This window comes from Serratia oryzae, from assembly GCF_001976145.1.
Lineage (GTDB): Bacteria > Pseudomonadota > Gammaproteobacteria > Enterobacterales > Enterobacteriaceae > Chania > Chania oryzae.
In genome coordinates this window covers 145,115-166,583 of record NZ_MOXD01000005.1, presented here as the reverse complement: position 1 = coordinate 166,583, position 21,469 = coordinate 145,115, and the positions used below count along the sequence as shown (strand labels likewise).

Annotated in this window: 18 protein-coding genes; 9 read left to right on the top strand and 9 right to left on the bottom strand. The window is 53.0% G+C overall.

Annotation, left to right across the window (positions count from 1 at the left end; translation table 11 throughout):
* The first annotated feature begins 45 nt into the window (after positions 1–45).
* The 6 genes from rlmKL (at position 46) to rmf (ending at position 8,084) form a co-directional block, all read left to right on the top strand.
* Positions 46–2,166, top strand: coding sequence for a bifunctional 23S rRNA (guanine(2069)-N(7))-methyltransferase RlmK/23S rRNA (guanine(2445)-N(2))-methyltransferase RlmL (gene rlmKL / locus BMI79_RS11100; protein ID WP_095996125.1), 2,121 nt, complete (start codon positions 46–48; stop codon positions 2,164–2,166).
* 5 nt (positions 2,167–2,171) lie between these two features.
* Positions 2,172–4,076, top strand: a complete 1,905-nt coding sequence (locus BMI79_RS11095; protein ID WP_076942203.1) for an ABC transporter ATP-binding protein — start codon at positions 2,172–2,174, stop codon at positions 4,074–4,076.
* Positions 4,077–4,144: 68 nt separating this feature from the next.
* Complete coding sequence (gene pqiA / locus BMI79_RS11090; RefSeq protein ID WP_076942202.1) at positions 4,145–5,461, top strand: membrane integrity-associated transporter subunit PqiA; 1,317 nt, start codon at positions 4,145–4,147, stop codon at positions 5,459–5,461.
* Positions 5,448–7,094 (top strand): intermembrane transport protein PqiB, encoded by a 1,647-nt coding sequence (gene pqiB, locus BMI79_RS11085; protein WP_076942201.1) that lies wholly within the window; start codon positions 5,448–5,450, stop codon positions 7,092–7,094. Before pqiA ends, pqiB begins: the two co-directional genes overlap by 14 nt.
* Positions 7,091–7,648 carry a membrane integrity-associated transporter subunit PqiC gene (pqiC, locus tag BMI79_RS11080; protein WP_076942200.1) on the top strand — a complete coding sequence of 186 codons (558 nt, stop codon included), beginning with the start codon at positions 7,091–7,093 and terminating at the stop codon, positions 7,646–7,648. Before pqiB ends, pqiC begins: the two co-directional genes overlap by 4 nt.
* Before the next feature lie 268 nt (positions 7,649–7,916).
* Complete coding sequence (rmf, locus tag BMI79_RS11070) at positions 7,917–8,084, top strand: ribosome modulation factor (protein WP_072010836.1); 168 nt, start codon at positions 7,917–7,919, stop codon at positions 8,082–8,084.
* Positions 8,085–8,150: 66 nt separating this feature from the next.
* On the opposite strand, the gene fabF is transcribed toward rmf, so the two are convergent.
* From fabF to BMI79_RS11050, 4 genes are all read right to left on the bottom strand, one after another.
* A complete protein-coding gene (gene fabF / locus BMI79_RS11065; protein WP_076942199.1) occupies positions 8,151–9,425 on the bottom strand; it encodes a beta-ketoacyl-ACP synthase II in 1,275 nt (424 codons plus the stop codon).
* Positions 9,422–9,946 (bottom strand): winged helix-turn-helix transcriptional regulator, encoded by a 525-nt coding sequence (locus BMI79_RS11060; RefSeq protein ID WP_076942198.1) that lies wholly within the window; start codon positions 9,944–9,946, stop codon positions 9,422–9,424. The genes fabF and BMI79_RS11060 overlap by 4 nt, the downstream gene beginning before the upstream one ends.
* Before the next feature lie 133 nt (positions 9,947–10,079).
* Positions 10,080–10,598 (bottom strand): bifunctional 3-hydroxydecanoyl-ACP dehydratase/trans-2-decenoyl-ACP isomerase, encoded by a 519-nt coding sequence (fabA, locus tag BMI79_RS11055; protein WP_076942197.1) that lies wholly within the window; start codon positions 10,596–10,598, stop codon positions 10,080–10,082.
* Positions 10,599–10,665: 67 nt separating this feature from the next.
* Positions 10,666–12,414, bottom strand: coding sequence for an AAA family ATPase (locus tag BMI79_RS11050; RefSeq protein ID WP_076942196.1), 1,749 nt, complete (start codon positions 12,412–12,414; stop codon positions 10,666–10,668).
* A 209-nt stretch (positions 12,415–12,623) separates the two neighbouring features.
* Between BMI79_RS11050 and matP the strand changes: the two genes are divergently transcribed.
* A complete protein-coding gene (gene matP / locus BMI79_RS11045; protein ID WP_076942195.1) occupies positions 12,624–13,082 on the top strand; it encodes a macrodomain Ter protein MatP in 459 nt (152 codons plus the stop codon).
* A 73-nt stretch (positions 13,083–13,155) separates the two neighbouring features.
* Here the strand turns inward: matP and ompA are convergent, their stop codons facing one another.
* The gene (ompA, locus tag BMI79_RS11040; RefSeq protein WP_076942194.1) at positions 13,156–14,241 is read right to left on the bottom strand and encodes a porin OmpA; all 1,086 of its coding nucleotides are present in this window, start codon (positions 14,239–14,241) and stop codon (positions 13,156–13,158) included.
* Between the two features lie 359 nt (positions 14,242–14,600).
* The gene (sulA, locus tag BMI79_RS11035) at positions 14,601–15,107 is read right to left on the bottom strand and encodes an SOS-induced cell division inhibitor SulA (protein WP_076942193.1); all 507 of its coding nucleotides are present in this window, start codon (positions 15,105–15,107) and stop codon (positions 14,601–14,603) included.
* Between the two features lie 298 nt (positions 15,108–15,405).
* On the opposite strand from sulA, the gene BMI79_RS11030 reads away from it, so the two are divergent.
* Positions 15,406–16,068: a TfoX/Sxy family DNA transformation protein gene (locus BMI79_RS11030; protein ID WP_076942192.1), complete on the top strand. Its 663-nt coding sequence runs from the start codon at positions 15,406–15,408 to the stop codon at positions 16,066–16,068.
* Here the strand turns inward: BMI79_RS11030 and yccS are convergent, their stop codons facing one another.
* Both yccS and BMI79_RS11020 read right to left on the bottom strand, forming a co-directional pair.
* The gene (gene yccS / locus BMI79_RS11025; RefSeq protein ID WP_076942191.1) at positions 16,069–18,204 is read right to left on the bottom strand and encodes a YccS family putative transporter; all 2,136 of its coding nucleotides are present in this window, start codon (positions 18,202–18,204) and stop codon (positions 16,069–16,071) included. It lies immediately after the preceding gene.
* A gap of 25 nt (positions 18,205–18,229) precedes the next feature.
* A complete protein-coding gene (locus BMI79_RS11020) occupies positions 18,230–18,682 on the bottom strand; it encodes a YccF domain-containing protein (protein WP_076942190.1) in 453 nt (150 codons plus the stop codon).
* Between the two features lie 144 nt (positions 18,683–18,826).
* Between BMI79_RS11020 and helD the strand changes: the two genes are divergently transcribed.
* Entirely contained in the window at positions 18,827–20,881 is a 2,055-nt protein-coding gene (gene helD, locus BMI79_RS11015) for a DNA helicase IV (RefSeq protein WP_076942189.1), read from the top strand.
* Between the two features lie 32 nt (positions 20,882–20,913).
* On the opposite strand, the gene BMI79_RS11010 is transcribed toward helD, so the two are convergent.
* Positions 20,914–21,372, bottom strand: coding sequence for a methylglyoxal synthase (locus BMI79_RS11010; protein WP_076942188.1), 459 nt, complete (start codon positions 21,370–21,372; stop codon positions 20,914–20,916).
* Between the last annotated feature and the right edge of the window lie 97 nt (positions 21,373–21,469).

Below are 21,469 nucleotides of genomic sequence, written 5' to 3'. Positions count from 1 at the left end.
TTAGCTATAATGCGCAACAATTTTCTTTTTGGTGATAAGCACGATATGAACTCTCTGTTTGCCAGCACGGCGCGTGGATTGGAAGAACTGTTAAAAAGCGAACTGGAGCTGCTGGGTGCTCATGCCTGTAAAGTGGTACAGGGTGGGGTACATTTTCAGGGTGACGATCGTCTGCTGTACCAAAGCCTGCTTTGGAGCCGTCTGGCTTCACGCATTCTGTTGCCGCTGAATGAATTCCGCGTGCACAGCGATCTGGATCTGTATCTTGGCGTTCAGTCGATTGATTGGCCGAGCATTTTCGGCGTGGATAAAACCTTTGCCGTCCACTTCAGCGGCGTCAATGAAGAGATCCGCAACAGCCAGTATGGTGCTCTAAAGGTTAAAGACGCGATTGTCGACAGCTTTACCCGCAAAATTGACCAGCGGCCGAGCGTGGCCAAGCAGCAGCCGGATATCCGCGTCAACGTGTTCCTGCAGCGCGATATGGCCAGCGTAGCGCTCGATCTCAGCGGCGAAGGCCTGCATCAGCGTGGCTACCGCGATCTCACCGGCCAGGCACCGCTGAAAGAAAACCTGGCTGCCGCGATTGTTCAGCGCTCCGGTTGGCAGTTAGGCACGCCGATGCTCGATCCGATGTGCGGTTCCGGCACGCTGTTGATTGAAGCGGCGATGATCGCCTCCGATCGCGCGCCCGGCCTGCATCGCCAGCACTGGGGATTCACCGCCTGGAACGGCCATAACGCTGAACTGTGGCGCGAAGTGATCACCGAAGCGCAGGTGCGTGCACGCCGTGGCTTGCAGGAAACCACGTCCCGTTTCTTTGGTTCAGATATCGATCGCCGGGTGATCGAGATGGCACGCGGCAACGCTCGCCGTGCCGGTGTGGCGGAATTGATCACTTTTAACGTTAATGACGTCAGTAAACTGACCAATCCATTGCCGGAAGGCCCAGTGGGCACCGTGATCAGTAACCCGCCTTACGGTGAACGCCTTGAGAGCGAACCGGCGCTGATCGCCTTGCACAATATGCTGGGCCGGATCATGAAGAGCGCGTTTGGCGGCTGGCAACTGTCATTGTTCAGCGCTTCACCTGAGCTGCTGAGCTGCCTGCAACTGCGCGCCGAACGCCAGTTCAAGGCGAAAAACGGCCCGCTGGACTGCGTGCAGAAAAACTATCAGCTGGCGGAAAACCCTCAGGGTTCTGCTGGCGTGCAGGTAGCGGAAGATTTCGCTAACCGCTTGCGTAAAAACCTGAAGAAACTGGAAAAATGGGCGAAACAGCAGGGGATCGAATGCTATCGCCTGTACGATGCCGATTTGCCGGAATATAACGTGGCGGTGGATCGCTACGGCAGCAAAGTGGTGGTGCAGGAGTATGCTCCGCCAAAAACCGTTGATGCGCAGAAAGCGCGCCAGCGTCTGTTTGACGTAATTAATGCAACGTTGTCGGTGCTGGATCTGCCTTCCAATCAGCTGGTATTGAAAACCCGCGAGCGGCAGAAAGGCAAAAACCAGTATGAAAAACTGGCGCAAAAGGGCGAGTTTTTGCTGGTGGAAGAATTTAACGCCAAGCTGTGGGTGAACCTGACGGATTATCTGGATACCGGTCTGTTCCTCGATCACCGCATTGCACGCCGGATGCTGGGTGAAATGAGCAAGGGTAAGGACTTCCTCAACCTGTTTGCCTATACCGGCACCGCCAGCGTGCATGCCGGGTTGGGTGGTGCGCGCAGCACTACCACGGTGGATATGTCGCGTACCTACCTGGAATGGGCAGAGAAAAACCTGCGGGTTAATGGCCTGACTGGCAAACAACACCGATTAATCCAAGCAGACTGCCTGTCATGGTTGCATAATGCGGACGAACAGTTCGATGTGATCTTTATCGATCCGCCGACCTTCTCCAACTCTAAACGGATGGAGAACTCTTTTGATGTGCAGCGCGATCATCTTGACCTGATGAAAGATTTGAAGCGGTTACTGCGCCGTAATGGAACCATTATGTTCTCCAACAACAAGCGCGGTTTCCAGATGGATCTGGCTGGCCTGAACGCACTGTGTCTGGAAGCGAAAGAAATTACCGCCCAGACCTTGTCGCAGGACTTTGCCCGTAACCGTCAGATTCACAACTGCTGGCTGCTGAACCATGCTGGCGAAGGAAAATAATTACTATGTCGTTAATCAGCATGTCGGGTGCCTGGCTGTCTTTCAGCGATGCACCTTTGTTAGACAACACCGAAATTCATATTGAAGATAACGAGCGCGTGTGCCTGGTTGGGCGCAATGGCGCAGGTAAATCCACGCTGTTGAAGATCCTCAGCAAAGAGGTCCCTTTGGACGATGGCCGGGTGATCTACGAGCAGGATCTGATAGTGGCGCGCTTGCAGCAGGATCCGCCGCGCAATATTGGCGGCACGGTGTTTGATTTTGTCGCCGAAGGCGTGGCCGAGCAGGCCGAACATCTGAAGGCTTACCATGCGATTTCGCATCAGGTGGAGCTGGATCCCAGCGAAAAGAATCTGGCGCGTATGGCGCAGATCATGGAGATCCTCGATCACCAAGGCCTGTGGCAGCTCGACAGCCGCATCAGCGAAGTGCTGTTGCAGCTTGGGCTGAATGGCGATGCTGAACTGTCTTCGCTTTCTGGCGGCTGGCTGCGTAAAGCCGCGCTTGGCCGTGCGCTGGTCAGTTCACCGCGCGTGCTGCTGCTCGATGAACCCACCAACCACCTGGATATCACCACCATCGATTGGCTGGAAGGTTTCCTGAAAGAGTTCCAGGGCAGCATTGTGTTTATCTCGCACGACCGTTCGTTTATCCGCAATATGGCAACGCGCATTGTCGATCTCGATCGCGGCAAGCTGGTGTCCTGGCCGGGTAATTACGAGCTCTATTTGACAAGCAAAGAAGAAGCGCTGCGGGTGGAAGAGCTGCAAAACGCCGAATTTGACCGCAAGCTGGCGCAGGAGGAAGTGTGGATCCGTCAGGGCATCAAGGCCCGTCGCACCCGTAACGAAGGCCGTGTGCGTGCGCTGAAAGCGCTGCGTAACGAACGTTCGCAACGGCGCGAGGTGATGGGCACCGCCAAGATGCAGGTTGAGGAAGCAGTACGCTCCGGCAAGATCGTGTTCGAAATGGAAGACGTCAATTATCAGATTGGCGATAAATTGCTGGTGCGCAACTTCAGCGCGCAGGTACAGCGCGGCGATAAAATCGCTTTGGTGGGCCCGAATGGTTGTGGTAAAACCACGCTGTTGAAATTGATGCTCGGTCAACTGAAGGCCGACAGTGGCCGGGTGCACTGCGGTACCAAGCTGGAAGTGGCTTATTTTGACCAGCACCGTGCTGAGTTGGATCCAGAACGCACGGTGATGGACAACCTGGCAGAAGGCAAGCAAGAAGTCATGGTCAATGGCCGTTCACGCCATGTGCTGGGCTATCTGCAGGACTTCCTGTTCCATCCGAAGCGCGCGATGACGCCGGTGAAAGCGTTGTCCGGCGGGGAGCGTAACCGCCTGTTGTTGGCCAAGCTGTTCCTCAAGCCCAGTAATTTACTGATCCTCGATGAACCGACCAACGATCTGGACGTAGAAACGCTGGAATTGCTGGAAGAGATGATCGACAGCTATCAGGGCACGGTGCTGCTGGTGAGCCACGATCGTCAGTTTGTGGATAACTCGGTGACGGAATGCTGGATTTTTGAAGGCAACGGAGTGATCGATACCTACGTAGGTGGCTATTACGACGCTCATCATCAGCGTGCCACCGCGAAGCCAATCCGCCAGGTGGCTGTGGCCCAAGCCAAGCCCGTTGCGGAAAAAAAAGTTGAGCCAGCCAAAAAATCGGTGGCCAAATTAAGTTATAACCTGCTGCGTGAGCTGGAACAGCTGCCGCAGCGTCTCGAAAAGCTGGAGGCAGATATCGAGGCGTTGCAGGCGCAGGTGAGTGATGGGGGATTCTTCTCCCGTCCACACAGCGAAACACAGCAGGTATTGCTCGATCTCGCTACGGCTGAACAGGCTCTCGAAGAGGCTTTCGCCCGCTGGGAAGAGCTGGAAGCGATGAAGAACGGTTGATTGGTAAATACCGGCCCGCACGCTGCCGCGGGCCGGTACTCCGGTGAACAACGTTGTTAAGGATGAATATGGTGTGTTCCCACGAAAATCATAAGCAGCGTAGCCATGAAACGGATGGCGAACAGCAGCAGGATAACCTGATGCTGTGCCCACAATGTGACATGCTGGTGGCGTTACCGCCGTTGGCATTCGGTTCCAAGGCGGTTTGTCCCCGCTGTAAAACTACGCTCAGTTCGCGCTGGGCTGAGCCGCGTAAACAGCCTATTGGCTATGCTTTCAGCGCATTGCTGATGCTGGTGCTAGCCAATCTTTTCCCGTTTGTTAATATGCGCGTTGCCGGTATCACGAGCGAAATTAAACTGATCCAGATCCCACAGGTGATGGTGGCGGAAAATTACGCCAGCATGGCCACGTTGTTTATGGTGCTGGTTCAGCTTATCCCGACGTTTTGCATGTTGGCGATTATTCTGCTGTGTGCCAGAGCGCGTATCCCGCTTGGGGCGAAGGTGTGGATGGCCAAAGTGCTGTTCCAGTTTAAAACCTGGTGCATGGTGGAGATCTTTCTTGCCGGGGTATTGGTCAGCTTCGTCAAACTGATGGCCTATGGGGATATCGGTATTGGTACCAGTTTTATTCCTTATTGCATGTTTTGCCTATTGCAGGTGCGCGCATTCCAGTGTGTGGATCGCCGCTGGCTGTGGCAAGACATTGAAGCGGCACCCCAGCTTGAACACCCAGCACAGGTTGGCCGCACAGGGTTACGGCAGGGGCTCCGTTCCTGCCAGTGCTGTACCGCGATCCTGCCTGCCGAACAGCTCCGCTGCACGCGTTGCCATTCTATCGGGCATGCGCGCCGCCGCCATAGCCTGCAGTGGACGATGTCACTGCTGGTGACATCGATCATGTTGTATATCCCCTCAATGGCAATGCCTATTATGATCACTGAGGCGTTGGGCAACAAAATGCCTTCGACAGTGATGGCCGGGGTGATCCTGCTGTGGGGAGAGGGATCTTACCCGGTAGCCATGGTGATTTTTATCGCCAGCGTTATGGTGCCGTCACTGAAGATGCTGGCGATCGGCTGGTTATGCCTGGATGCTAATGGCAAAGGCAAAGATCGTGCCGACAGTGAACGTATGCATCTTATCTATGAAATTGTGGAGTTTGTTGGCCGTTGGTCAATGATCGATGTATTTGTTATCGCCGTATTGTCGGCACTGGTACGTATGGGACAATTGATGAGTATTTATCCTGCCACGGGTGCGTTACTGTTCGCCGGGGTGGTTATCCTCACTATGTTTGCTGCCATGACGTTTGATCCCCGTCTGACTTGGGATCGCGTAAATGAAACAATAAAGAAGGAGCCGCAAGGTGAAGGAAAGTAATCATAGCGTCGCGGACGTTGAAAAGATCAAGCGTTGGTCGCCGGTGTGGATCATTCCCATCGTGACCGCGTTGATCGGCGCATGGATCCTGTTTTACCACTTCAGCCACCAGGGGCCTGAGGTGATGCTGACAACCACCAGCGCCGAAGGGTTGGAAGCGGGCAAGACTAAAATCAAGAGCCGCAGCGTTGATGTGGGCGTAGTAGAAAACGTGACGCTGAGCGAAGATTTGAGCAAAGTGCTGGTGCAGGCGCGTCTGAATTCCGGTATGGAAGCGCTGCTGCGTGAAGATTCGGCCTTCTGGGTGGTGAAACCGCAGATTGGCCGTGAAGGGATCTCGGGCTTGGGGACGCTGCTGTCCGGTGCCTATATTGAATTGCAACCGGGGAACAAAGGTAAAGAAGGAAAGGACGATTTCCAATTACTGGATGCGCCGCCGCTGGCACCACCCGATGCTAAGGGGCTGCGCGTGCTGCTGGACAGTGAAAAATCCGGTCAGCTGAATGCGGGCGATCCGGTGTTGTTCCGTGGTTATCGCGTCGGTTCGGTTGAAACCAGTTACTTTGATGCCAAAGAGCGTGTGATGCGCTATCAGCTCTTTATTTCGGCCCCTTATGATCAACTGGTAACCAGCAACGTGCGCTTCTGGAAAGATAGCGGCGTGGCGTTTGATATGTCTGCGCAAGGCATGCGCGTAGAGATGGGGTCACTGACGACGTTGTTTAGCGGCGGTGTCAGCTTTGACGTGCCGGAAGGCTGGGAACGTGGTGAGTCGGTCAAAGAGAAGTCGGAATTCCAACTGTTCGACAACGAGCGCAATATTCAAGACTCCTTGTATACCGAGCATACCGATTACCTGATGTTCTTCTCAGATTCGGTACGTGGCCTACAGGCTGGGGCTCCGGTGGAATTCCGTGGGATCCGTCTTGGTACCGTGGCACAGGTGCCATTCTATAAGGAAGGCATGACGCAACGTCTGGATTCTGACTACCGTATTCCGGTGTTGATCCGCATTGAACCCGATCGTTTCCAACAGCAGTTGGGCAAAGGCTTTAACATCCAGCAACATCTGAAAGACGCAGAAGGCCGTGGCATGCGTGCTGCACTGAAGTCTGCCAGTCTGTTGACCGGTGCACTGTATATCGATCTGGACTTCTATCCGCAGGAAAAACCATGGAAAGGCCCGCGTGAGATGTTTGGTTATCCGTTGTTGCCAACCACCAGTGCTGGTTTGGCGCAGATCCAGCAGAAACTGATGCAGACGCTGGATAAGATCAATTCGATGCCTTTGACCCCGATGATCAACGAAGCGACTAAAACGCTGGCCGAAAGCCAGAAAACCATGCAGGAAACGCAAAAAACTATGCAGTCGCTGAATGAAATCATCTCAAGCAAAGAGATGAAGGCGCTGCCTGCGGACATGCAAAAAACGCTACAGGAACTCAATCGTAGTATGAAAGGGGTTCAGCCTGGTTCACCGGCCTACAACAAGATGGTTGGCGATATGCAACGCCTCGATCAGGTGCTGCGTGAACTGCAACCGGTGCTGCGTACCCTGAATGAAAAGAGTAATGCCCTGGTGTTTGAAGCCGCGGGTAGTGACGATCCTCAGCCGAAGAAGGCCAAAAAATGATGAAATGGATTCCGGTAGCTCTGGCGCTGTTGCTCAGCGCCTGTAGCAGTACACCAAGCAAGACTTATTATCAGTTGCCCGCGTTGGGGGCAACAACTCAGGTGAGCGAAGCCCCGGCATCACGCCAGCTTTGGCTGGAACATGTCAGCGTGGCGGATTTTCTGGCGCAAAGCGGTGTGGTCTATCAGACCAACGATGTGCAGTATGTGATTGCGCAAAACAACCTGTGGGCCAGCCCGTTAGATCAGCAGTTGCAACAAACGCTGGTGAGCAATCTCAGCGGTGCGCTGCCGGGTTGGGTGGTGTCATCACAGCCAATGAGCAGCGATCAGGACGTGCTTAACGTGACGATCAGCGGCTTCCATGGCCGCTATGATGGTAAAGCGATCATTCGCGGCGAATGGGTGCTGAATCATCAGGGGCAGCTACTTAAACGGCCATTCAGCTTGGAATTGCAGCAAGAGGAAGATGGGTATGACGCTCTGATTCGTACCTTGGCACAGGGGTGGCAGCAAGAAGCATTGGCTATAGCGGCTCAGGCGACACGCTTTTAGTTATAATCGGTAATAAAATAGTCTAAATCTCTCCCGGTAAAGAATTCGACCATTCTCTGCCGGGTTTTTTTTATTATATTTCATGATGTTATAATCATCTTTGCTTATCAGCAACTTAGCGTATTCTCCGGGCGTAGCTCACAAATATGACATTGGTGTGGAATGGGTACATTGATCTTCCCGCCATTTGGAGCTATTTGTTAAATGTGGCTGCGCAAAAAGTGGCCATTGTTTTCTTTCCACCAGAGCAAAATGAGGGAAACGAGGCATGAAGAGACAGAAGCGAGATCGTTTGGAACGGGCTCAATCGCGTGGTTATCAAGCAGGTATTGCGGGGCGTTCAAGAGAGCTTTGCCCCTACCAATCTTTAGATGCACGGGCTAACTGGCTGGGAGGGTGGCGACAAGCCATGGAGGACAGGGCTGTGACCGCCTAAGCGGCCCCCTGTTGTGAAGAAGGAATAACCTCCGCCAAGGCGGAGGTTTTCGTTTCTGGTATAAAATTATTCCTGCCAGCGCTTCAGCAAGATACTCGCATTGACCCCGCCAAAGCCGAAACCGTTAGATAATGCATAGGTCATCGCCATGGGTTCTGCCTGGTTCGCTACCAAATGCAGGCCCGCCGCGGCAGGATCTGGGTTATCCAGATTCAACGTGGCAGGGGCGATTTGATCGCGCAGCGCCAACGCGGTGAAGATGGTTTCCAAACCACCGGCAGCCCCCAGCAAATGGCCGGTGGCTGATTTGGTTGAGGTGATGGCAATACCGCCGCTGGTGCCAAACAAGTGCTTTATGGCGTTGATTTCACCCAGATCGCCAACCGGTGTGGATGTGGCATGGGCGTTCAGATGTTGTACCTGCTCAGGGGCTACTCTGGCCTGCTTTAAGGCGGTCTTCATTGCCCGATAAGCACCGTCACCGTCTTCGGCACCGGAGGTCATGTGATAGGCATCTGCGCTGGTGCCGTAGCCGACAATTTCGGCCAGCGGTGTGGCACCGCGTGCCAGAGCATGTTCCAGAGTTTCGATCACCAACATACCGGCCCCTTCTCCCATCACGAAACCGTCGCGGGCGCTGTCGAAGGGCCGTGAGGCGCGGGTCGCTGCTTCAGATGGCGCTGTTGACATAGCGCGTGCGGCGGCAAATCCCCCCAGGCTGACGGTATCAATGGCCGCTTCAGCTCCGCCGCACAGCGCAATATCGGCTTCGCCATTACGCAGCAAGCGTACTGCGTCACCAATGGCTTGGACGCCAGCGGCACAGGCGGTGACCGGTGCACCGATCGGCCCTTTGAAGTGATGCTTGATGGAGACATGCCCGGCTGCCAGATTGACCAGAAATGACGGGATGGTGAAAGGCGAAAGGCGCTTTGCTCCGCGGCTGTCGGTAGTGCGTACCGCATGGGCGATAGCCGGGAAGCCGCCGATGCCAGAGGCGATGACCGTGGCGGTGCGCTCTTGCTTATCTTCGCTATCGGCAACCCAGCCAGCCTGCTGGATGGCCTCATCAGCAGCCGCCATCGCCAGCAGAATAAAGCGGTCCATCTTTTTTTGATCTTTCGGTGCAACTGAGAGATCGGGATTAAAGCCCGCTTCGGCATCTTGCGCAAATGTGGGAACTTGGCCTGCGATTTTGACCTGCAGATCCGCCACTACCGGCTCGGGTAGTGGACTGATCCCGGATTGGCCCGCCAGTAAGCGCCGCCAGATTTTTTCTACGCCGCAACCCAGAGGAGAGACAGCCCCCATCCCGGTGATAACGATACGATGACTGTTCATACTGACTCCTTGGAGGATTCTGTGAGTAGAGCGGAATGTTGTTGCATCCGTTGGGCGCGTGAACGCATACCTTCGCCGGCGGCCGGGCCTGCTGCCAGGGCCACATGCTGCAAAGTGAGCGGCTGCTGTGTCATGGTGTCGATCAGTTGCGGTTGTATCGGTTTGCCGCTGCGCCGATCCACCAATTGTGCGGCGATGTTATCATCAGCCAGATGCGTATTGCCCCAGTGGAACAATGTGACCAGAACGGGGAAAAAATCTTTGCCACGCTCGGTTAACAAATACTCATAACGCGTTGGCCGCGTTTGATACCGCTGTTTGTGCAAAATCCCGCTTTCCACCAGAAACTTGAGCCGCCGCGTGAGTAGCGTGGGGGATAGCCCAAGGCTTTGCTGAAATTCATCAAACTTGGATATGCCATGAAAAGCGTCCCGCAATATCAGGATGCTCCACCATTCTCCCACGTGGACTAAAGAACGGGCGATCGGGCACGGGGTTTCTGCAAAACTGACTTTTTTCATTCTATTCCTTCCCTCCCTGTAACTACATTTATTGTAGCCACTAAATCATCGCTAACTAAACCAGCTTTATGGTATGAAATAACGCTACTACGGGAAAATAGACGGCGGCCGAGAAGGGCCGCCGTAATGGTGCTTAGAATGCAGCGGCGTCCTTGAACAGGCCCACTTTCAGGTCGCTCGCGGTGTAGATTAATTTGCCATCAACTAGCACTTCGCCATCGGCAACACCCATAATCAGTTTGCGGGTGATAACGCGTTTGAAGTTGATGCGGTAGGTGACTTTCTTGGCGGTTGGCAGCACCTGGCCGGTGAACTTCACTTCGCCTACACCCAGCGCGCGGCCTTTACCTTCGCCACCCAGCCAGCCGAGGTAGAAGCCAACCAGTTGCCACATGGCGTCAAGACCCAAACAACCAGGCATTACCGGATCGCCGATAAAGTGGCAACCAAAGAACCACAGTTCTGGATTGATATCGAGTTCGGCTTCTACATAGCCTTTATTGTAGCTGCCACCGTCTTCGGTCATTTTGACCACGCGGTCCATCATCAACATGTTACCTGCTGGCAAGGGGGGGCCACCGGCGCCAAACAGTTCGCCGCGACCAGATGCTTCGAGGTCTTCTTTCGTATAGGATTCGCGTTTATCTACCATGTTTCAGTAAGCCTTATTTTAATGAAGAACGCAGATTAGCTAACACGTGTAAGCTGAACAAGTCCGATCAGCCGTGGTTAAACCAGTTAAGCCAACGTAATGGCCATGGCCACTGGCGGCGTTCTTGGGGATTTACCTGGGCAATCCGCTCTTGAATGGCTGCCAGCAAGCTAGGTTGTTGCTCATCGGCGTATGGGTACCCAGTTAATAATGGCAGAGCCTCTGCAACACTGTCCACTGCCCACAGGTGGAATTGCTCTTCGCGCACGGCGTCGATCACATCCTGACGCAGGCAGAGATTGCGCACATTGCTGGCAGGCAGAATAACACCTTGTTTACCCGTCAGGCCACGACGCAGACAGACCTCAAAGAAACCTTCGATCTTTTCATTGACTCCGCCTATCGGTTGCACATTACCAAATTGGTCAACGGAGCCCGTTACGGCGATTTGCTGAGTGATCGGCTGTTGTGACAAGGCACTGACCAAGGCGCAAAGCTCAGCCAGGGAAGCGCTGTCGCCATCCACCTCGCCATAGGACTGCTCGAATACAATCGACGCGGAGAAAGGCAACTGCTGGTCAAGATCCAGTTCAGAGATCAGGAAGGCTTGCATAATCATCATGCCCTTGGCATGCAGATTGCCCCCCAACTCGGCTTTACGTTCAACGTCGGTGAATTCACCGTCACCGAGATGCACCACGCAACTTATGCGTGAAGGTTCGCCGAAACTGCGTGGATGACCGGGATAATCCAAGACGGACAGGCCATTAATCTGGCCGATGACTTCGCCTTCGGTTTCGATCAGGATTTGGCCTAGCTCTATCTCATCCTGCATGCGCTCTGCGAGATAACTTTCCCGCCATTCGCGCGCGTTTAGCGCTGCTTCCAACGCCTTGGCGGAGATCTGTTCTCCTTCGGCATACAGCGCCGCCTCAGAGAGCTGCTGGCTGACCCACAGCGGTGACAGTGGCAGGTTACCCTGGTCGCCAGTATAACGCACCGCCTGCACCATCAGAGGTTGCCAGGCGTCTGCCGCCAGAGGAGGTAACTGTTGTTCAGCAATAACTGCATTGATATAGCTGCACCACTGCACCATGTCATCCGCTTCGGTGAGTTGAAGATCGTCTTCATATTCACCATAGATGGCTTGCTCGCACAGCTCGGGCTCAATGTCATGGAAATCAGCCAAACCGTGGCGATCGCCAACCACAATCAGGCGCAACTCCAGCGGCATAGAGGGGATAGTCACCGGCAGTGGCCGGGTTTCATCCGGGGTAAACCATTGGAACTGGCGCTGCAAGATCATTTGCTTTAAGCGCAGCCACAACAAGGGCTGTGCCAGCAATGCACGCACCGACAGGATCAGTACCCCACCGTTTGCCTGGTGGATCAGGCCGGGTTGCAGGGTGATTTCACCGTTGTGTATTCTGACGCAGCCAAACAATTGTTCAGGCTCGATCCAATCCTGGTAGACGCAGGCTCCGCCAGCCGCGAAGGGTTCATCACCACGAACGGCGGACTCCACGCTGATCTTGCTGGCGTCCACCACATAATTACTGCCTTTAATGGTGCTCTGAGGCTGTAACTTTTCCACCGCTTGGGCAACCAGCGCCAGATACTCACGCGTTTCCTGTGCTTTCAAGAGCATAAAACGGGGTTGGGACAGCGGATGCAGAAATAGCGTCAGCGCATTATCCAAACGGGGCTGGATGGCAGAAAAGGTTGCGGGTGCCAGTTGAGAGGCAGAATCAAATATCGCCTGATAAGGCGTAGCAGCGGGCAACAGAGATTGCCATTCAAGTCGGTTATTGGTCAAGGTGTTAGATGCAATCGTTAAAAAGGGAAAGGGCGATTATACAAGAATAACGCCAGCTTGATAGATGCAGAGTGGTTGTTGGTGGCAGGGAGTTTGACATCACGCGAAGACTGTGCAAAAAACAAGCTGAAAGTGGTTTTAATTGCCGAGGAAAATCAGCATAAAGCTGTTATGCTTAATAAAGTTACGCGGTCACAGAAGAGTTCACGATGAAATATCAGCAACTGGAAAATCTGGAGAGCGGTTGGAAATGGAAATACCTGGTCAAAAAGCACCGGGAAGGTGAATTGATCACTCACCACCTTGAAGCCAGCGTTGCTCAGGAAGCTATTGATGAACTGCTGAAGTTGGAAAATGAGCCGGTAAAAGTATTGTCATGGATTGATGCACACATGAATCCGGCGTTAGGTAACCGGATGAAGCAAACCATCCGTGCTCGGCGTAAGCGTCATTTTAACGCGGAACATCAGCATACTCGCAAAAAGTCTATCGATCTGGAGTTCCTGGTCTGGCAACGTTTAGCTGCCCTGGCGCGCAGGCGTGGGGTAACGCTGTCGGAAACCGTCGTTCAACTGATTGAGGATGCAGAGCGGAAAGAAAAATATGCCAACCAGATGTCATCGTTGAAGCAGGATCTGAAAGCGATTCTGGGTAAAGATGATGGTTAACGGGTTGTTTATCTGATAAAAAATGCTGAAAAAAAAACCCCGCAACGCGGGGTTTTTACTAGAAGAGATAAACTTAGCCCTGAGGCTGAGATACCACTTCTTTGATGCCTTTAACTTCGATCTCTACGCGACGATCTGGAGCCAGACATGCGATCTGTGCTGGGGTAGCACGGCCAGAACGGTAACCACAGGTGTCACCGGTAACTGGGTTAGCTTTGCCCATACCACGAGCGGTGATCTTGTCTGCTGGGATACCTTTAGAGATCAGGTAGTCCACAACGCTGCGTGCGCGTTGCTCAGACAGACGCAGGTTAGATTCAGCAGAACCTACTGCATCGGTGAAGCCTACAACCACTACTGAACCGTCTTTCGGATCCAGTGAGCTCAGTTGGGTGTACAGTTCGTCCAGAGCGTGCTGGCCTTCTGGCTTCAGAGTGTATTTACCGAAGTTGAACAGAACACCAGAAGACAGGGTGAATTTCTTGGTTTCAACAACTGGAGCTGGGGCTGGAGCTGGAGCAACGACTGGAGCTGCAACTTCATCCTGGCCAAAGCGATAGGAAACACCTACGCTCAGCAGGGCGTTGTCTGGACGGGCACCAACGGTACCTTTATCACCGATGTTGTTAGTCCACTGGTAATCCAGGCGGGTAGCCCAGTTCTGGGTCAGAGCGTATTCAACACCCACCGCGGCCAGAGGAGAAACGCCAGTATCGTGAGCGCTGATACGATTGCCAGTTGCACCATAGTAAGCAGTAGAATCTGCACGCCAAACCATACCACCCAGACGAGTATAAACGTCCAGATCGTTCATGATTGGGTAGCTGAGTTTAGTTGCCAACTGGATGCCTTGAGCTTTGAAAGCACCATTGTTCACGCTGCCTTTGTAAGGCATACGGCCAAGCCAGTCATAACCCATTTCAAAACCGAGGTATTGGTTCGCTTGATAGCCTACAAACGCGCCTGTGCCCAGTTGAGTTCTGTGGGTTGGACCATTGCCGATAGTGCTGTCAAAGCCATTACCGTCGAATCCAGTGTCGAAATACTTGGACCAGCCCAGTTTTGCGCCGGTGTACCAGGTGTTATCTTTTGGGGCGGCTTGCGCTACGGTAGCGAAACCAGCCAGTGCCACTGCTAATGCGATAGCTGTCTTTTTCATTTTGCGCCTCGTTATCATCCAAATAGGCAATGAGCTTTAAAGCTGCTTTAAGCCCTTGGTTTAAATTCCTTCGCCTAGGTTTGTGCTCTCGTTTGTTACTCTGCCAGTTTTTCTGACGTTATAGAGCAACCTTGGCGATGTAAAGTCTACAACGTGGCGCGAAAGTTACAAGTGTGATGTGATAAAGCTCTAAAAAAAAACATGGAATTGGACATATTTGCTAACATATTACAACTCAAAAAGCGTCTGTTTTTTACACGAGAATAGAAGCAAAACCCCAGCCAACCTCGCTTCAACCATGATCTTATTAGGGTTCCCCTTGTGGGGGTAAATGCTGGTGGGAAAAATCCTAAATTTACTTAATGATACAAAGAAGAGTGAATTTTTAGCGTAGAACAGTGTCTGTGTGGAGCATTTGTGTCACATTGTGGGCGCATGATGAATCCATAAGCATTACCCAATTCCGCAGCCTGGCTTAATTTTAGGCGATCTTCTGCTGTTAATTCTGGCAGCCAACCTAGTACAACACTGTAATTACCGGTCAGTAAAGCTCTCTCCATTGCGTCAACGGTGTCCATAGGGCTGATTTGATTCAGTTGCACGATTTTATTCACGGGCAACCGGGCCTGCTGTAGCCACTGCCGACTGAGTTTCTGTTGCGGGGTAAGCCACAGCAACCAACGCTGTTGCATGCCTAATTGCTGCAACAATGGAACCAGAAGCTGCACCACTGCGAGTTGATGTTCGTTGTAAACCAGTTCACTGATAAGGCCATTGCCATTGTTGCTGTGAGGCGTTTGTATCACCTTATCGGCGGCCAGAGAGGCATGGCTGAGATGGGGTTGGTAGAGTGATTGAGTTCGCATGAAGTATCCCGCCCTTAGTGTTACTGTATGTATATACAGTATGGCTATCCGAGCATAAGATCAACCCAAATTTTCGTGACGCTTCGCATATTTGCGATTCTTTTTTATACACCTTGATTTTGTGATTGGCACTGAAGGGGATAATGCGTATTTTCCCTAATTAGTTGTTCCCGTTACGTTTATTTCATTGATGTGACGAATAATTATACCTGATGGATTTCAATAGCGAGGCGAGTGGCAAGCGCCCCAGCATGTTGAAATACATGGGTAAGGCCATCACTCGTTCAAGGAGGTTTTAATGAAAGGCAGATCCGCAGAAAGGGTCGCACAGGCAAAAGTCTGTTTTGCTGCATTGGGGGGAATTACCACACGCTCACAATTTGGCGGATATGGCTTGCTGGCTGACGGCACTATGTTTGCCGTTATAGCCGAGGGAGAACTGTATTTACGTGCTACTGAAAGTTTGGAACCAGTATTCCGTGGGCGCGGCATGGTGAATATGACCTATCTCAAGCGCGGGGCGCCAATGACCATGCGTTATTACTGGGTCGATGAATCCTTATGGCAGGAAAACCGAGAGCTGTTGTCACTTGCCTGGCAGGTGGTGTGCGAAACACGTAAAGAGGTCACGCTCAAGACTCGCAGCAACGGTCGTCTGAAAGAGTTGCCGAATATTGATGTCTCGATGGAACGCTTGCTGTGGCGGGCTGGTATACAGAACATTTATGAACTGCGTTTACTGGGGGCTAGGCGCAGCTACCTCAAATTGTTGCAGCAACAGCCAACCCTTAGCGTGAAGGTTCTGATATCGCTAGCGGGAGCAATGGCAGGCTATCATCACGCTGCATTGCCCAGCACGCAGAGGGAGGCGTTGCTCGAGTGGTTCGAAGAAACCATAGTGCCTCCCTGTCTGGAGCCACGTTTAGCGAAAAGGCCTAGCTTTGCGCTCTTTAATGAATGATTAATCTGCTTTACCGATCTGCGCGTTAAGTGCCGTCAGTTCAGGTAGCAGTTCAAGCACTAATCCAATTTGTTGCAACACCAGTTGTTCTTCACTTTCTGGTTCAGGGGTCAACAGTCCAATACGTAGGGAAAGCGCTTCCAGGGCCTGCGTGATACGTTGATGGTCTAGTGCATCCTGGTGCAATGCGCCATCAACATAACATACGGCATCATTGAGCAAATCCAGTACGGCGGAATTATTCAGGCGCTTGCGGTGTGCGCCAAGTGCGGAAATATAGCTTAACAAGGTATGGTTGAGGCATAACAGCCGGAAAGCGGCATCCTGCAGGGTCTTATCCGCGTTGGGATCGGCAGACATGTTAGAGATCACCGAAGCCAGCTCAGCATCGCTGTTGTGCGCATCCCGGCGGGCGATGCGATAAGGTAGACTGTTATCCTTACCCTGATGATATTGAACCAGAATCGCATCCAGATAACGGCAGTTGGCATTGAGCGTTTTGCTCACCACGGCGGGCAACTGGCGGAACTTCCAGTCTGGCCAGATAAAACTCACTGCAGCCCAGGCGATAGCACAACCCAACAGCGTGTCGTAAACGCGCGGAGCTGCCACTTCGAACCCCTCGCCAAGCAGGTTAAAGCACAGCAAAACCAGTAGGGTGATAAACATGGTGGCATGGGCATATTGCACGGTACGGAATGCGAAGAACAAAACACCGGAAATGACGATCAGAATCATTTGCCCCTCAAGAGAGGGGACAAAATACAAGATTGGCAGGCCGATCAAGATACCTGCCAGCGTTCCGATGATGCGTAACGCCAGGCGTCGGCGGGTGGCATTATAATTTGGCTGGCAGACAAACAGGCTGGTCAGCAGGATCCAGTAACCGTGTTCCATATGGGTAATCTGGATCAAAGCGTAACCTGCGCATAACACCACCGACATGCGAACGGCATGGCGCAGCAGGGCAGACTGGGGCGTCAGGTGGCGGCTGATGCGCAGGCGAATATCGCTCCAGCCAGTGAGCCGATCGTCTGACAGGCTGTTTTCCTCCGCTTGTCCATTAGCTAGCGCCTGTTCTGACTCAATGTTAGCCAACTGCGCATCGATCGCCCGCAGATTCTTCAATAGATGTGACAGTGCTCCGGTCAGTTCAGGGTGTTCCGTCGTGGCCGCAATTTGAGCCAGCGCTTCTTCTATACGGGTGAAGGCCGGTTCAAAACGCGGGTTATGAAGGTATTTCTGGCGCAGCAGGATCGACTGCGCCAACTGCCGGCAGGCACGAGCCTGCATGGTCAACAACCGCTGGAAACGAAACAGAATATCGCTATGGCGGAACTGTTGGCTCAGCGCCTGATATTGCACGTGAGAGGAACTGGCTCGCTCATGAATATCCTGCGCCACAAAATAATAGTGCAATGTCCTGCGAGTGCCGCGCTGGCCGCGATCGCCCTTCAGGCGGGTGAGCAACGAAGCCTTGGTCTGGTTTAACGTTGCGACCAGCGCACTGTTGGCCATCGCTACATCCATCCAGGGCAAATCCGTATCGTGTTCGGCATCTGGATCGAACAGGTTGGCTTTGGCATCCAGATAGTGCGCTAACTGCTCGTAACTACGCGCCAGGTTTTCCTGCAGCGGCTTGATGGGAAACAGCAGATGGCCGATCAGCGTCAGCAGGTTGTACCAGACGGCACCCATAATCAGCAGAATAGGTTGCTGATACCAGGCGTCGTACATTGAGGTGCCCAGCATGGTATAAACAGCGATCAATAACGCACCAAAAGCGATGGTGGCATACCGCTGCCCTAGCGCGCCGAGCAGGATGAATCCGCAGGTTGAGGTCATCAACCCAAGGGCAAACCACCAGGGGTAGGGGAATAACAGCTCTATAGACGTTGAAGCCAGAAAAAAACAGACCAGCGTAATCAGCAAATTGCGCAACCTGCCGGCCAGCCTGTCGTCCAGATCGGTTAACGCGGCGGCTACCACTCCCAGCGTCAGCGGGATAGTCAGCGTCGGCACGCCAAGCCACCAGGGCACTGCTGAGGCACCTGCCAAAGCAATGAAGATCCGCAGGTTATACAGCAGATTGCTGTTGTAGGCATAACGCCGAATTGCCGGTGCAAAAGAGAGCACAACAGCTCCTTAATCGCAGAGAAAATTAACGTTTCTGGTACTGACGGCGCGCATTTTCTGTCCGTGCCAGTTGAGCCATTTCAACAGAAACCACGCGCCGCCCAACGGGCCAAAGAGCGATGGCTGCAATCTTGAAATTGGTAATGCCAACCGGGATGCCGATAATGGTTATACACTGGGCAATCCCGGCCACGATGTGTGACAGGCACAGCCACCAGCCGAACAGCACCAGCCAGACGATATTCAATAACGAGCCACTGGCCGCAAGCAGCGCATTGCTTTTCTCCGGGTATAATTCATCCACATGAATCGCTTCATTGCCGAATGGCAGGAAGGACAGCTTAGTGATTTCCCAGCAGGAGCGGGTTAACGGCAGAGTAAAAATCAGCACTATGCTGAAGAAGGTGGCGATCAACCAACCGAGGGTGGTGAAAAAACCACCCAGCACGAAATTAAGGATATTCAATACGGTACGCATAGGCATCATTCTGCTCTAAAAGTGGATAGACCGCGAGGCGGGCAAACATACACAGTATTCTAGCTTTTTTTTAGCGCTAGAGTGCCACTGCTTATCGCAGGTAAACTGGCGATATCAATCTCAATAGAGTTATGGCGCGAGCATATGGAACTTAAAGCGACATCGTTGGGTAAACACCTGGCGCAGCATCCTTACAATCGTGTGCGGCTGTTGCATGCTGGTGTCGAGGTGAGCGGCGAGAAGCATGAATATCTTATCCCTTTCAACCAGTTAATTCAGGTGCGTTGCAAACGCGGCATCGTTTGGGGCGAGTTGGAATTTGAATTGCCTGATGAAAAAGTGGTGCGTTTACATGGCACCGAATGGCAAGAGACGCAGCGTTTTTACCATTATCTGCTGCAATCTTGGCAGCAATGGAGTGCTGAGATGAGCGAGATCAGCGCTGGAGTGTTGCAAGAGCAGGTTGAGCACATTCGTGATATTGAACAGCAGGATAAATGGTTTAAACGCTCTGAGTTGAGCAAGTTGCAACAGCAGATCCGCCAGTCGTTTGGGGCGTTACCCATGCCGGTCGCGCGGCTGGACGAGTTTGATAACTGCCGGGAGGATTACCAGCACTGTCTGCAATGGCTGCAGCACGGGCAGCGCAGCATCGTGCAGCGTAACCAGCAGTGGACCGAGCGGATGCTGGAAAACCACCATGACTTTTTCCAGACCATAGAAACCTCGCCGCTGAACGTATCGCAAAGCCGTGCGGTGGTAAATGGTGAGGATTCCGTATTGGTGCTTGCCGGTGCTGGCAGCGGTAAAACGTCGGTGTTGGTTGCGCGGGCAGGGTGGTTGTTGCGTCGTCAGGAAGCTGAACCTGGGCAGATCCTGCTGCTGGCTTTTGGCCGTAAAGCTGCGGATGAAATGAATGAGCGCATTCAGGATCGCCTGGGGAATGTCGCCATTCAGGCTAAGACTTTCCATGCGCTGGCGCTGCAGGTGATTCAGGAAGGGAGCAGCAAAGCTCCCGCGATCAGCAAGCTGGAGACCGACAGCAAAGCACGCCGTGGGCTGTTGATAAAAAACTGGCAGCAGCAATGCACAGAGAAAAAAGCCCAGGCTAAAGGGTGGCGCCAATGGCTGACGGAAGAGTTGGAGTGGGAGGTTCCCGAAGGGGATTTCTGGCATGACAAACGTCTGGCGGAACGCTTGGCCGGGCGTCTTGAACGTTGGCTGGGGCTGATGCGCACCTATGGCGGCAGTCAGGCCGAGATGATCGCGCTGGCCGATGAAGAGATTCGCGATCTATTCGCTAAACGTATCCGGCTAATGGCACCGTTGCTGAAAGCGTGGAAAGCCGCGTTAAAAGAAGAGGGCGCGGTAGATTTTGCCGGGTTGATTCATCAGGCGGTCAATATTCTGGATAAAGGGCGTTTTATCAGCCCGTGGAAACACATCTTAGTGGACGAATTTCAGGATATCTCACCGCAGCGAGCTCAGTTGCTGGCAGCATTACGCCGGCAGAATAAGCAGACCTGCCTGTTTGCCGTTGGTGATGATTGGCAGGCTATTTACCGTTTCAGCGGTGCGGAGCTTGCGTTGACGACCGCATTTGCAGCGAATTTCGGGGAAGGTGCTCAATGTGCCTTGGATACCACTTATCGCTTTAACGATCGTATCGGTGAGGTGGCCAACAGTTTTATTCAACAGAACCCGCATCAACTGAAAAAGCCGCTTAACAGCCTGACTCAGGGCAATAAAAAGTCGGTCGTTATCCTGCCGCAGGAACAGTTGGAGGCTTTGCTAGATAAGATGAGTGGTTATGCCAAACCAGACGAACGTATTTTAGTGCTGGCGCGTTATCACCACCTGCAGCCCGATGTGTTACTGAAGGCCGCAACGCGTTGGCCGAAACTGAATATTGAGTTTATGACCATACATGCTAGCAAAGGGCAGCAGGCAGAATATGTGATTATTGCTGGGCTGCATGATGGCCATGATGGATTCCCGGCGCTTGCGCGTGAATCTTTGATCGAAGACGTGCTGTTACCGCAGCCGGAAGATTTCCCTGATGCTGAAGAACGGCGCTTGCTGTATGTGGCACTGACGCGCGCTAAACACCAGGTTTGGTTATTGCAGGATCGTGAGCGCCCGTCGGTGTTTGTTGAGCAATTGCAGGATATCGGCGTGCCGCTGCAAAGAAAGCCTTGAGCAGAGCCTGGTGGTAGCACCAGGCCGCAAGGTTATTTCAGGCGGGCTTCGAGATATTTTTGATAATCGGGAATGGCGATCTCAATTTCGCGTTTGAACATCGGTGAGTCAATCAGGAAATCCGCGGTGGAACGGTTGGTCGCCACCGGGATGTTCCAGACGGTCGCCAAACGCAGCAGCGCTTTAACATCGGGATCGTGCGGTACGGCGTTTAGTGGATCCCAGAAAAAGATCAGCATATCAATCTTGCCTTCGGAAATCAGTGCTCCCACCTGTTGGTCGCCCCCCATCGGCCCGCTCAGCATGCTTTGAACCGGGATACCGCTGGCGCGCTGGATAAGGTTGCCGGTGGTGCCGGTAGCATAGAGTTGGTGCTGCATGAGTATGGCTTTGTGATCTGCAACCCATTGCAGCAAAGCGTGTTTACGATGATCGTGGGCAACCAGCGCAATATGCTTGCGTGCGGCGATGGTCCGGGTGGTCTGTTCCATATCGGTATCCTTGGCAAATCAAATGATTTGCCACAGATTACTGAAACTGCTTTTCACTGCCTAGCGTTAACGCCGGAAAATGCGAAGAAAACACCTC